Genomic DNA, 12,342 nt, shown 5'->3' with positions numbered 1-12,342 from the left:
GTGGGGCCGGCCGCCCCCGGCCCCACCCGGGCGGAGTACGCCGTGGCCGAGGCACTGGCGGCGGGGGCTGCCGGTCATCGCCAGGTGGGCGCGGGTGGTGGCGGGTCTGCTGCGTCCGGGCGGGCGGCTGTTCGTGCGGGACGGCCACCCGGTGCTGTGGGCGCTGGACGAGCACCACAACCCGCCCGCGTTGCGCGAGCCGCGCCGGCTGGCCGCCAGTTCCACGCTGGCGGCCGCGAAGGCGTGAGTCGCGGGCCGTGGCCGGGCGCGGGGGTTATCGGCCGCCGGAGTGCTGGGTCCAGTCGGCCTGGGCGTCGTTGAGCTTCTGGGCGAACTGGTCGAGGAAGTCCTTGGCGGGCAACTGGCCCAGCATCACCTTCTGGAACACCGGCTCCATGTCGGTCTTCAGGATCGGGTTGAGCTGCGGCAGGTAGTAGGGCAGCTGGACCACGTTGGTGGCCGGGTCGTTGAGCACGGCGGTGGCGTCGCGCAGCGGCTGCGCCTCGCGCACCCAGCTCTCACTGGACACGTCGGTGTTGGCCGGCAGCACCCCGGCCTTCTCGGTCCAGTAGCTGTTCATCGGGGCCGAGGCCGCGAACTCCACGAACTTCCAGGCGGCGTCCTTGTTCTTGCTGGTCCTGAACACGCCGACGCCGTCGACCGGGTTGGACAGCACGTTGCGGGTGGTGGTGACCGGGCTGGGGAAGACCGGCGCGCCCACGACGTTGTCCGCGCCGAGGCTGTCCTTGTGGTTCCGGTAGGAGCCCAGGTTGTGCTGCATGATCGCGACCGAGCCGCCGTCGAACTGCGCCACCATCTTGGGGTAGTCGTTGTTCACGTCCGCGGTGGGCGTGGCCGTGTTGTACAGGCTCACCAGCTTCTGCACGGCCTCGACGTTGCGCGGGTCGTTGACGGTGGCCCTGCCCTGCTCGTCGAAGATGCTCCTGATGCCGGAGTAGCCGTACATCACCTCCAGCACCTGCGGGATCGAGCCGGGGCCGCCGCGGATGGTGAAGCCGTAGCGGTTGCGGGTCTTGTCGGTCAGCTTGCCCACCACGTCGTAGAACTGGTCCCAGGTCTGCGGCGGCTCCAGCCCGGCCTCGGCGAACCAGTCCTTGCGGTACCAGAACACCCCGTTGTTGGACGAGGTGGGCACGGCGTAGAGCTTGTCGTCACCACCGGCCGCGCGCATCGAGTCGACCAGGCCCTTGACCAGCTTGCCGTTCAGGCCGCTGGTGGACAGCCGCTCGTCCAGGGGCTCCAGCGCCTGCTGCGCGGTCATGCCGGCCAGGTAGGCGGTGGACACCCCGCCCACGTCGGGCAGGCCGCCGCCGGCGATGGCGGTGTCGTACTTCTGCTGCACCTGGCTGATCGGGATGCCCACGTACTCGACGTGGATGTCGGGCTGCTGCTTCTCGAACTCGGCGATCACGTGCTCCCACAACGGGGTCCGGTCCGGCCCACCGTTGTTGTCCCAGAAGGTGATCGTGGTCTTGCCGGTGCCGGCGGACGACCCGCCGCCGAAGAAGCCGCCGCACCCGCTCAACGCGAGGCAGCCGACGAGCACGACCGTCCACACCGCACCGAGCAGCGCTCTGCTCCGCGCGCCCCGGCCGCGGGGTCCCACCATGGTGTCCACCTTTCTTCGCTGTGCTGTTGCGCGTGCGGCCATCGGCAACCGGCCATCGGCCACGCGGTCGTCGGGGCTACCGGGTGACCGGCGCCCACCCGTCGGAGCCGGCCAGGTAGCGCCGCACGGTGTAGTCCGGCGCCTGGGCGTCGGACAGCTGCGGGCGGTCGCTGGCGGGCGTGGCGCCCGGGCCGGTGTTGCGGTACTCGAAGAACCGCGCGTCCCGCCACGGCCACCCGGACATGTCCGTCCACGGGCTGCTCCTGATGTGCGCGGCCAGGGCGGACTCCCGGACCACCACCTGGCCGACCGCGTTCGGGTCGCCGCCGGCGTGCCACGGCCGGCCCAGGTGGACGGTGCCTGCGGGCGCGTCACTGGTGAACCTGCTGCGGTGGAACAGGAATCCGTACGGGTTGGCCAGTGCGGTGCTGGCCGCGGTCACGTACCCGTTGTTGCTGGTGCTGCCCCGGTCGAGGCTTCTGATCTCGCCGCCGTCGAACACGGCGGTGCCCCGGCCGAAGATGAAGTCCACGTCGCCCTCGACGTAGCAGTCCCGCAGGTAGGCGCGGCTGATCTGGCCGGTGCTCGGGCTGTTCAGGTAGAGGGTGTCCTGGTTGCCCAGGAAGCGGGTGTTGACGAACACCGCGCGGTCGCCGGTCAGCCGCAGGGCCACGGCCTGGTGGCCGCTCTCACCGGCGTGCGCCTGCTCGTCGAAGGCGTTCTCGAAGGTGACGTGCTCCGCGCGGAAGTCGTTGGCCTCGATCAGCACGGACGCGCTGCCCGAGGTGCCGTAGGTGGTGCCGTCCGGCTTGCGGGTGCCGGCCGAGTTGTCGTAGGTGATCACCACGTCCCGGGCGGCGCCGGTGGCGCCGCGCAGGGTGATGTACGGCTTGTCCGCGGGCACCGTGACCAGTTCCCGGTACCGGCCGGGGGCCACGGTGATGGTCACCGGTCGGGTGTTGCCCGGGGGCACCGCGTCGACCGCGGCCTGCACCGAGGTGAACCGGGCGACGCCGGGCGGTCCCACCGACCACACCGGCCCCGAGCCGGCGGCGGCCACCCCGGTGCCGGCGCCGACGGCCAGCAGACCCAGCACGGCGGCGGCCACCGCGCCCGTGCGCCCGCCGCGGGATGGTGTGGTGCTGCTCGATCGCCTGGCCATCGACCGGTCCCTTCCAGCACCGGCTGGCCGTTGCCGACGGCCAGCCGGGCCCACGTGGTCTCGTCAGTGAGATTCCAACTCGGCAGGCGTTGCCCACAGCCGGGAAAGCGCTTACCGGGCGAGGTACCGCAGACCGTAGGCCCACGCCCGAAGCCGTGTCAACGCATCGCGCGCGGCCCGAGGCAGGTGCGGCGCGGCCGATCGGCGGATTCGACTATTCGACGGCTCGTTCGAGGACGTCCCTGGTGAGCCTGGGGATCTCGGCCGCGGCCAGGATCTGGCCCACCAGCACGCGCACCTGTCCGGCGCCCAGTCGGCCGTCGGCCACCACGGTCACCACCCGCCGGGTGGTGCTGGCGCCGGCGGCGATGGCCAGCCGCTGGTCCCAGGCCAGCGCCGAGCCCACCGCCGGGTACTCGCGGTCCCGCACGAACCACCGGTCCCGCGCGGTCAACTCGTTGCCCGGCAGGAACACCAGGGTCCACGGCCGGTCCCCGGGCGAGGTGCCGGCCAGCGCCACCCAGGCGGCCCGGCTGCCGTGCACGGCGTCCTCGCCGCGCGCGGTCGGGCTGAACACCGCCCGGTTGGTGGCGGCACCCGGTGCCCGCCAGAAGAAACCGCCGTAGCCGGCGCCGGGCCGGCCGTTGGTGGCCGGACTGCCGATCGTCACGGCCGCCCCCGTCGGGTTGGTCAGGGTGAACCCGAGGTCCAGCGCCCAGCACCGGCCGCCGGCCACCGGCAGCGCGGTGATCGCGCGTCGCTCGCGCAGCAGCTCCCGGCCGTCCGCACCGCGCCAGGACAGCGTCTGGATGACGTGGTCGTCGCCCTGCCCGGACCAGCTGACGTGCTGCTGCACCCCGTGGTTGGCCAGCCGGGTGGGGCCCTGGCCGCGCACGAACGTCCGCCCGCCCCAGAAGTTCTGGCCGGCCACGTCGGGCACGGCCACCCCGACGCCGAGGTGGTGCAGGTGGTCGGGGGGCATCAGCTCGGTGACCTCGGTGCCGGCCAGGGTGCGCACCGGGAACAGGAACGGGCGCGGCGAGACGTCGGCCGGCAGGCCCTGGTTCACCTGGTAGTCGGCGACCACGCGGCCCTGGCAGCTCAGCTCGACGGTGGTCGCGGCGACGGGGTTGGCGCTGGCCGGACTGGCACTGGCCGGGTTGGCGCTGGCTGGACTGGCACTGGCCGGGTTGGCACTGGCCTGGCTGGTCATCGTGCCTCCTGCGGGCGGGTCGAGAGGTCGGCCGGCGCGGCGGACCGGGCGTTGGGCCGGGCCCAGGGCACGTCCAGTTCGCTGAACAGCGCCAACCGCTCGGCGCTGGCCGCCACCAGCTGGTGGATGCCGGGCAGCACCCGGTGCGGCACGCCATCGGCCGCGCCGTAGGCGTCGATCCGGCTCGGTCCGACCAGCTGCTCACTGTCTGGAATGGACAGTGGATCCGGTGCGGTGCGCACCGCGTCGAGGATCTCCATGAACGCCCCGGTGCGCTCCGGTGGCACGAGCAGGTCCCGGCCGGTGCGCACGTGGTCGATCAGGTTCTCCAGCAGGTCGGTGCGGGCGTGCGTGGTGGTGTGCCCGGCCGCGCCGGCGCGGTGCACGGTGACCTTGTCCAGGGTGTACCAGAAGGTGATCCGGCCCGCGTCGCCGTGCACCACCAGGTAGGGCTCCTCCCGGTGCGGCGCGCACAGGCTCACCGCCACCGTGAGCACCGTGCCCCGGCTGGTGCGCAGCCGCAGGCACGAGGTGTCGTCGCTCTCGATCGGGTTGGCGTGGAACAGCTCCAGCTCGATCCGGCCCACCTCGCCGCGCCGCTCGCTGCCGTCCACGGCCAGTGCCGTGGCCACCGCGTGCGCGAACGGGTTGGTCAGCGCGCCGTCGACCACGTCCACCTCGCCGATGCGGCGCCGGCCCGACCACGCGGAGCGGCGGAAGTACGCCTCGTCGCGCGGCCACGCGCCGGCCACGCCGATGCCGCGCACCCGGCCGACCGCGCCCTCGGCCAGCAGCGCGCGCACGGCCGGCACGGCGTGCGACCCCAGGCTCTGGAAGCCGATCTGGCAGGCGCGCCCGGTCTCGGCCGCGGCCGCGCTGATCCGCTCGAACTCGGTCAGCCTCGGCGCGGGCGGCTTCTCCAGCAGCACGTGCGCGCCGGCGGACAGCGCGCGCACGGCCAGGTCGGCGTGGGTCTGGATGGGGGTGGCGATCACCGCGACGTCCGGCCGGGTGCGCTCCAGCAGCTCGTCCAGGTCGCTGGACTGCACCGGCTCGCCCAGCCCGGCGAGGTCGTCGGCTGGCACCGCAACCAGGTCGCACACACCCGCCAGGCGCGCACCGCCCTGCCGCACCAGCCGCCGGATGTTGCGCAGGTGCGCCCGGCCATGACCGTGCGCGCCCACCAGCACCACTGAAACCGCACCCACGCGTCTACCTCCCACCGCCGGTTGGCGCTATCCCTTGACCGCGCCCGCGCTCAGCCCGGTGACCAGGTAGCGCTGGATGACCGCGAACACCAGCACCACCGGAACGGCCGCCACCACACCGCCGGCGGCCAGCGCGCCGAAGTCCACGCTGAACTCGCCGAGCGTGTAGCTGAGGCCGACCGGGATGGTGAACTTGTTCTGCTCGTTGATGAACATCAGCGCGAACAGGAAGTTGTTCCAGCTGTGGATGAACGCGAACGAGCCCACCGCCACCAGCGCCGGCCGCAGCAGCGGCAGCAGCACGGCGAAGAAGGCGCGCGGCCGGGAGCACCCGTCCACCCAGGCCGCCTCCTCCAGCTCCACCGGGATGTTCTTGACGAAGCCGCTGATCAGGATCAGCGACAGCGGCAGCTGGAACACGGTTTCGGCGATGACCAGGCTCCAGATGGTGTTCACCAGGCCCAGGTCGCGGAAGATCTCGAACAGCGGGATGAGCATCATGGCGCCGGGGATGAACTGGGTGCACAGCAGCGCCACCATGAACACCTGCTTGCCCCGGAACCGGAAGCGGGCCAGGGCGTAACCGCCGGCCAGGGCGATCACCGACGTGGTGACCAGCGAGAACAAGCCGACCATCAGGCTGTTCTGGAAGAACAGGCCGAAGCCCATGCCGTTCCACACGGTGTCGAAGTGCTCCAGCGTGATCGGCCAGGGCAGCAGGGAGTCCGACCCGGTGGGCCGGACCGCGAACACCACCATCCAGTAGAACGGCACCAGGGTGAACACCAGGTACAGGCCCAGCGGCAGGTAGATCTGCCAGCGGCTGGGCCGGCTCATCGCCTGCACGCCGCGCCGGCGCCGCCGGCCCTGCTCGCGCGCGGCCGGCGCGGCCACCGCCGGTTCGGCCTCGGCGGGCCGGCTGATCACCAGTGGCTCGTTCATGCGCGGTCGCCTCCGAACTTGCTCAGCCGCAGGTACAGGATCGAGCAGAACAACAGGATCACGAAGGCCACCGTGGTCAGCGCCGAGCCGTAGCCGAAGTCCTTGGCGTTGATGGCCTTGCTCGCCACGTACAGCGGCAGGGTGGTGGTGTGGTTGGCCGGGCCGCCCGCGGTGAGCGTGTAGAGCAGGTCCACGTTGTTGAACTCCCACACCGCGCGCAGCAGGGTGGACAGCACGATCGCGTCGCGCAGGTGCGGCAGGGTGATGTGGAAGAACCGGCGCAGCCGGCTGGCGCCGTCCACCGACGCGGCCTCGTAGAGGTCCCTGGGGATGCTCTGCAGGTCGGCCAGCAGCAGGATGGCGAAGAACGGCACCCCGCGCCACAGCTCGGCCAGCACCACGGCGGGGAACACCGTGCCGGTGTCGGCCAGCACCGAGGTGCCGTGCTCGCCGATGCCCGCGTCGGCCAGGTAGCGGAAGACGCCGGTGGTCGGGTTGTAGAGCAGCATCCAGATGCTGGTGGTGAGCACGCCGGAGACCGCCCACGGCGAGAACACCAGCGCCCTGGCCACGGCCCGGCCCACGAAGGTCTCGTTCACCAGCAGCGCCAGCGCCAGCCCGAGCACCAGTTGCAGCACGATCTCCACCACGACCCACTGCGCGGTGAAGCCCAGGCTCTGCCAGAACAACGGGTCCTCGAACAGCAGCCGGCGGAAGTTCTCCAGCCCGGCGAACCCGTTGCCCCACGGCCGGGTCAGGTTGTAGTTCCGCAGGCTGTAGTAGAAGACGCTGGCGATCGGGTAGACCAGGAAGCCGACCATCAGCAGCACGGACGGCGCGATCAGCAGATAGGGGGTGCGGGAGCGGGACACGGTCCGGCGCCGCCCTCGCCGCTCCCGCCTCGCCACGGCGATGGCCACGACCGTCACTCCTTCGTGTCCGGTGGTTCACTCGTCCGCGCCAGCAATTAGGAAAGCGCTTACCGCGATACCGTAGGCATCGGCACTCCTGGGTGTCAACGACGACGTGAAGTCGTCCTCCCGCATTGACAGCACCGGAAACCCGCCGTTACGTTGGGCGGCCGGAAAACGCTTGCCTGGTAGGTTCGGGGGCGGTCATGGCGGTATCCGGACAGGGCCAGCCGGCGGCGCGGACCTACCGCCACCTGGGCGCGTTCTCGCCCCTGGTCGACCTGGCCGCGGCGCGGCACGGCCTGTTCCCCGACGTCTCCCCCGGCCCGGACCTGGTCGCCGGGATCAGGGCCGCGCTCGGCGTGCTCGACCTGGACGCGCCGCGCGCGGTGGTCACCGAGCGGCGCTGGCGCGACGGCGACCTGCTCGGCGAGGAGGTGTCCTGGTCGGTCGGGTTCGGCCCGCGCACCCGCGCCCTCGTGCTGCGCCCGGCCGAGGCCACCGGCCCGCTGCCCGGGGTGCTGGCGCTGCACTGCCACGCCGGCGCCAAGTGGTTCGGCAAGGAGAAGATCGCCGACGGGCCGGCGGCCGCCGCCGAGCAGGTGCGCGCGCTGCGCCGGCGGCTCTACGGCGGCCGGGCCGTGGCCAACGAACTGGCCAGGCGCGGCGCCGTGGTGCTGTGCCACGACGTGTTCTGCTGGGGCAGCCGGCGCTTCCCCCTGGCCGACATGCCCGACCGGGTCGTCGGCTACGCCGATGACCAGCGGCGCCTGGCCGAACTGGCCGGTCGGCCACTGGACGAGGTGGCGCACTACGACATCGCGGCCCGGTTCCACGAGCACGTGGTGGCCAAGTACTGCGGCCTGCTGGGCACCTCGTTCGCCGGCGTGGTCGCGGCCGAGGACCTGGCCGCCGCCCGCTACCTGCGCGCCCGCCCGGACGTGGCGGCCGACCGCGTCGGCGCGCTCGGTCTGTCCGGCGGGGGCGCCCGGGCCGCGCTGCTCGGCGCGCTGGACCCGGGTGTGACCGCCACCGCGGTGATCGCCATGGTGTCGGGCTACGCCGACCTGCTCGACGCCCACGTGGACGCGCACACCTGGCTGCTCTACCCGCCGGGCCTGACCACCCGGTGCGACTGGCCCGACGTGGTGGCCGCGCGCGCCCCGGCCCCGCTGCTGGTGGTCTACGCCGAGCACGACGAGCTGTTCCCGCTCGCCGGGATGCGCCGGGCCCACCGGCGGATCAGCCACCACTACCGCGCCCTCGCCGCGCCGGAGCACTACACCGGCGCGTTCGTGCCCACCGGGCACTGCTTCGCCGTGGACACCCAGGAGCTGGCCTTCGCCTGGCTGGACCGCCACCTCGGGCTGACCGCCCGCTGAGCCGGCGGCCGGCCCAGCGGCGCAACCGGTTCGGCATTTCAGACGAAGACCGGTTGGTCTTGACGAGTGTGGTGAGCCCATTCACACTCTCTGTCCGAGCTTGCGAATAGCAGCCGAAATATCGAACAAGACCAGCACCGCCACCGCAGGCAGTGCCGCCATGCCGCACAGGAGGCGTCGTTGACCGGTCCCGCATCCCCCCACCGCGCCGACGACACGGCCGCCAGCCTCGGCGGCGGCGTGCTGCGCAAGCTGACCTGGCGGTTGCTGCCGCTGCTGGGCCTGCTCTACGTGATCGCCTACGTGGACCGGTCCAACGTGGGCTTCGCCAAGCTGACCCTGCAGGACGAGCTGGGCCTGTCCGCCACGGCGTTCACCCTCGGCCAGGTCTTCTTCTTCGTGGCCTACGCGCTGCTGGAGGTGCCGAGCAACCTGGCGCTGCACCGCGTCGGCGCGCACCGCTGGATCGCCCGGATCATGCTGACCTGGGGGCTGGTCACCATCGCCACCATGCTGGTCAGCAACACCTGGCAGTTCTACCTGGTGCGGTTCCTGCTCGGCGCGGCCGAGGCCGGCTTCTTCCCCGGTGTCATCTACTACCTGTCCCGGTGGTTCCCCAGCCGGGCGCGGGCCGCGGCCATCGGCACGTTCATGCTGGCCGGCCCGATCTCGTTCCTGATCGGCAACCCGCTGATGGGCGCGCTCAACGACCTGCACGGGGTGGCCGGCCTGGACGGCTGGCAGTGGATCTTCGTGGTGACCGGCGTGCCCGCGGTGCTGATGACCCCGGTGGTGCTGTGGGTGCTGCCCCGCGACCCGGCCTCGGCCAGCTGGCTGAGCCCGGCCGAGCGCTCCTGGCTGACCGGTGAGCTGGCCAGGGAGGCCGCGGCCGCCGGCGACCAGCCGCACCGGCCGTTCGCGGTGCTGCGCGACCGGCGGGTGCTGGCCATGGCCGTGTTCTTCCTGTGCTTCCCGCTGGCCACCTACGGCCTGTCGTTCTGGCTGCCCACCATCGTCGCCGGGTTCGGCCAGCTGTCCGGCACCGCGGTCGGCCTGATCTCCGCCGTGCCCTACCTGTGCGTGTGCGCCGGCCTGATCGCCGTGCCCCGGCTGGCCAACCGCCGCGGCACCCCGTTCACCTGGCTGGCCGCCATGCTGGCGCTGTCGGTGGCCGGGTTCGTGCTGGCCGTGCTGGCGCCCTCGCCGGGGTGGCAGATGGTGGGCCTGTCCATCGCCTCGATCGGCGGCTACTCGGCCCAGCCGGTGATGTGGACGCTGGTCCCCCGGTTCCTCACCGGCGCGGCGGCGGCCGCCGGCATCGCCGCGATCAACGCGGTCGGCAACCTGGGCGGCGGGTTCGGCCCGATGGGCATCGCCGTGCTGGTCGACCAGACCGGCTCGCCGGCCGTGGGCCTGTCGTTCCTGATCGTGGTGTCCGCGCTGGGTCTGATCGCCGTGCCCGGGCTGCGCCGCGTGCTGCCCGGCCCCAACCCTCAGCCCGCCCCGGCCACGCCGTCCACCAGCACCACCTGACCCACCCGACCGGGTGTGACCGAGCCCACCCGTGGGCTCGGTCGTCCCCGTGTCACACCCCGACCGGCTGCCCCGTCCTCGTAGCGTGAACGCGGTGGAGACCAGCTCAGCGCAGCAGGACGACGACGTCGTGGCGGAGTTCCACCAGGCGCGGCAGCGACTGGTGAGCATCGCCTACGGCATCATCGGCGACCTCGGTGAGGCCGAGGACGTGGTGCAGGAGGCGTGGCTGCGGCTGGGCCGCACGAGCGCCGAGATCGACGACGTCACCGGGTGGCTGGTGGTGACCACCTCCCGGCTGGCCCTTGACGTGGTGCGCTCGGCACGGCACCGGCGGGAGAACTACGTCGGCCCGTGGCTGCCCGAACCGCTGGTCAGCGCGGAGCGGACGGCACCGGACCCGGCCGACACCGTGAGCATGGCCGAGTCGGTCAGCATGGCCATGCTGGTGGTGCTGGAGACGCTGACCCCGGCCGAGCGCACCGCGTTCGTGCTGCACGAGGTGTTCGGCCTGCCCTTCACCGAGATCGCCGAGGTGGTCGGCCGCACCCCGGCCGCGGTGCGCCAGCTCGCCGCCAGGGCCCGCCGGCACGTGCGGGAACGCGCGCCGCGCAGTGACGCCGACCCGGCCAGGCAGCGCGAGGTGACCGAGGCGTTCGCCGCCGCCTGCCAGGGCGCCGACCTGACCGAACTGCTGCGCCTGCTCGACCCGGACGTGGTGCTGCGCAGCGACGGCGGCGGCCTGGTCCGGGCGGCGCGCAACGCCGTGCTCGGCGCGGACAAGGTGGCCCGGTTCCTGGCCGGCGTCCAGCACAAGACGGGCTTCCAGCTGCAGCCCGTGCTGGTCAACGGCTGGTCCGGGCTGCTGATGCGGCGCCGCGACAGCAGCGTTTTCGGCGCGATCGCGGTCACCGTGGCCGAGGGCCGGATCACCGCCGTGGACATGGTGCTCAACCCCGACAAGCTCGCCCGCGTCCGCGCGCTGGGCGAGCCCGGCGACCAGTGACAACCCAGCGAACAGCGACAACCCGCGAGCAGTGACGACTCGCGAACAGTGAGAAGGAGACGACCGTGCAGGAGCGACTCGACATCGCCAGGGTGGAGCCCGCCGGGTACCGGGCCATGCTCGGCCTGGAGAAGTACATGGCCAGCAGCCCGCTGCCGAAGAGCCTCTACCACCTGGTCAAGCTGCGGGCCAGCCAGATGAACGGCTGCTCGTTCTGCGTGGACATGCACTCGCACGACGCCAAGGCCGCCGGCGAGACCGACGAGCGGCTGTTCACCGTGGCCGCGTGGCGGGACGCCCCGTTCTTCACCGACGCCGAGCGCGCCGCGCTGGCGCTGACCGAGGCGGCCACCCGGCTCAGCCCGGAGGGCGTGTCCGACGAGGTGTGGGACGAGGCGGCCAAGCACTTCACCGAGAACGAGCTGGCCGCCCTGGTCCTGGCGATCGCCGTGATCAACGCGTGGAACCGGATCAGCATCCCGACCCGGAAGGTGGCCGGCTCGATGCGGAAGGCGCACGCCGCGCACGCCTGAGCCACCACCCGGCCGTGGCGCACCAGGCGAGCACGTGCAGCGCCACGGCCAGCCCGGCGCCCCGCACTCCGCCGAGCAGCAGCTGGCGCACCCAGTCGTAGGCGCTGACCTGGCTCACCGGATCGGTGAGACCCAGACCGGCGCCTGCGGCCGCGCCCACCGCGACCGCCCCGAGCGCCCAGCCGCGCACCGCCCCCGACAGCCGGCGCCAACGCCAGCTGTAAAGCCAGCAACAGCCAGCCGAGGTGAAGGGTGATTCGGCCATGACGTTGGGGGGCGCAGGCCTACACCTGCGCCCCCCAATCCACCAGATCCCGACCAGACCGCCTGCGGAAAGACCACCCGGCTCGCGGATGACATCCGCTTACTTCACTGTGCTGGCGCCGGGAGCTCGTGGTAGCTCGGTCCCTAACCGCACCTTGACCGACGCCAGCACAGTTCAACAGCGTCAGACTTGTAGCTCTGCCATGCGATCGACGCTCAGGTATCCCGGGTAGCGCGGTGGCGCAGCATCCGCTGGCGCGCACCCTGTGGTGACATGCCCAGTACGGTGCCAAGTTCTTCCCAGGTGTAATTGCCCACTCGATGGTTCCGGTGGGCTTGCTCCAGCAGCTCACCGACGTGCCTCTCGGCAGCGCGACGCAGTTGCTCGGCGGCCCACAGTTGGGCCAGCACAGGTTCGGGGAAGCGATCCCGTACAGCACCGGCTAACTCCACTTCAGCTCTTCGAGCATGTCGATCGACTAGTTCATCTCCCCCCACGGTGACTCAGCCTAGCAACCGATGGAAGCAATTGAACAAATATTGTTCAGCCAACTAAGA

At 72.1% G+C, this 12,342-nt stretch carries 11 protein-coding genes; 5 read left to right on the top strand and 6 right to left on the bottom strand.

All coding sequences use genetic code 11. From position 1 onward, the window contains the following. The first annotated feature begins 94 nt into the window (after positions 1 to 94). Positions 95 to 247: a hypothetical protein gene (locus LX83_RS38420; protein WP_308203990.1), complete on the top strand. Its 153-nt coding sequence runs from the start codon at positions 95 to 97 to the stop codon at positions 245 to 247. A gap of 27 nt (positions 248 to 274) precedes the next feature. On the opposite strand, the gene LX83_RS16710 is transcribed toward LX83_RS38420, so the two are convergent. From LX83_RS16710 to LX83_RS16685, 6 genes are all read right to left on the bottom strand, one after another. Beyond that, on the bottom strand, positions 275 to 1,630 hold the full coding sequence (locus LX83_RS16710; protein WP_253772326.1) for an ABC transporter substrate-binding protein: 1,356 nt from the start codon (positions 1,628 to 1,630) through the stop codon (positions 275 to 277). A 76-nt stretch (positions 1,631 to 1,706) separates the two neighbouring features. After that, a complete protein-coding gene (locus LX83_RS16705; RefSeq protein WP_253772324.1) occupies positions 1,707 to 2,792 on the bottom strand; it encodes a pectinesterase family protein in 1,086 nt (361 codons plus the stop codon). 214 nt (positions 2,793 to 3,006) lie between these two features. Then, a complete protein-coding gene (locus LX83_RS16700) occupies positions 3,007 to 4,005 on the bottom strand; it encodes a DUF6807 domain-containing protein (protein WP_253772322.1) in 999 nt (332 codons plus the stop codon). Beyond that, positions 4,002 to 5,213, bottom strand: coding sequence for a Gfo/Idh/MocA family protein (locus LX83_RS16695; protein WP_253772320.1), 1,212 nt, complete (start codon positions 5,211 to 5,213; stop codon positions 4,002 to 4,004). Before LX83_RS16695 ends, LX83_RS16700 begins: the two co-directional genes overlap by 4 nt. A gap of 27 nt (positions 5,214 to 5,240) precedes the next feature. Next, positions 5,241 to 6,155, bottom strand: a complete 915-nt coding sequence (locus LX83_RS16690; protein ID WP_253772318.1) for a carbohydrate ABC transporter permease — start codon at positions 6,153 to 6,155, stop codon at positions 5,241 to 5,243. After that, positions 6,152 to 7,075, bottom strand: coding sequence for a carbohydrate ABC transporter permease (locus tag LX83_RS16685; protein WP_253772316.1), 924 nt, complete (start codon positions 7,073 to 7,075; stop codon positions 6,152 to 6,154). The genes LX83_RS16690 and LX83_RS16685 overlap by 4 nt, the downstream gene beginning before the upstream one ends. A 197-nt stretch (positions 7,076 to 7,272) precedes the next feature. On the opposite strand from LX83_RS16685, the gene LX83_RS16680 reads away from it, so the two are divergent. The 4 genes from LX83_RS16680 to LX83_RS16665 all read left to right on the top strand — a co-directional run bounded on the left by LX83_RS16680 (position 7,273) and on the right by LX83_RS16665 (position 11,520). Then, positions 7,273 to 8,448, top strand: coding sequence for an alpha/beta hydrolase family protein (locus LX83_RS16680; RefSeq protein ID WP_253772314.1), 1,176 nt, complete (start codon positions 7,273 to 7,275; stop codon positions 8,446 to 8,448). 180 nt (positions 8,449 to 8,628) lie between these two features. Continuing rightward, on the top strand, positions 8,629 to 9,981 hold the full coding sequence (locus LX83_RS16675; protein WP_253772312.1) for an MFS transporter: 1,353 nt from the start codon (positions 8,629 to 8,631) through the stop codon (positions 9,979 to 9,981). A gap of 94 nt (positions 9,982 to 10,075) precedes the next feature. Continuing rightward, positions 10,076 to 10,987, top strand: a complete 912-nt coding sequence (gene sigJ, locus LX83_RS16670) for an RNA polymerase sigma factor SigJ (protein WP_253772310.1) — start codon at positions 10,076 to 10,078, stop codon at positions 10,985 to 10,987. Positions 10,988 to 11,052: 65 nt separating this feature from the next. Further along, entirely contained in the window at positions 11,053 to 11,520 is a 468-nt protein-coding gene (locus LX83_RS16665) for a carboxymuconolactone decarboxylase family protein (protein WP_407649595.1), read from the top strand. Positions 11,521 to 12,342: the final 822 nt, after the last annotated feature.

Origin of the sequence: Goodfellowiella coeruleoviolacea (assembly GCF_024171785.1) — a bacterium.
In the GTDB taxonomy this organism is placed as follows: domain Bacteria; phylum Actinomycetota; class Actinomycetes; order Mycobacteriales; family Pseudonocardiaceae; genus Goodfellowiella; species Goodfellowiella coeruleoviolacea.
This window is presented reverse-complemented; position numbering and strand designations above follow the sequence as displayed.

Bases quoted from the DNA above. Each gene is read 5' to 3' on its own strand.
- LX83_RS16710 (WP_253772326.1), bottom strand. From the start codon at position 1,630: ATGGTGGGACCCCGCGGCCGGGGCGCGCGGAGCAGAGCGCTGCTCGGT.
- LX83_RS16700 (WP_253772322.1), bottom strand. From the start codon at position 4,005: ATGACCAGCCAGGCCAGTGCCAACCCGGCCAGTGCCAGTCCAGCCAGC.
- LX83_RS16690 (WP_253772318.1), bottom strand. From the start codon at position 6,155: ATGAACGAGCCACTGGTGATCAGCCGGCCCGCCGAGGCCGAACCGGCG.
- LX83_RS16705 (WP_253772324.1), bottom strand. From the start codon at position 2,792: ATGGCCAGGCGATCGAGCAGCACCACACCATCCCGCGGCGGGCGCACG.
- LX83_RS16680 (WP_253772314.1), top strand. From the start codon at position 7,273: ATGGCGGTATCCGGACAGGGCCAGCCGGCGGCGCGGACCTACCGCCAC.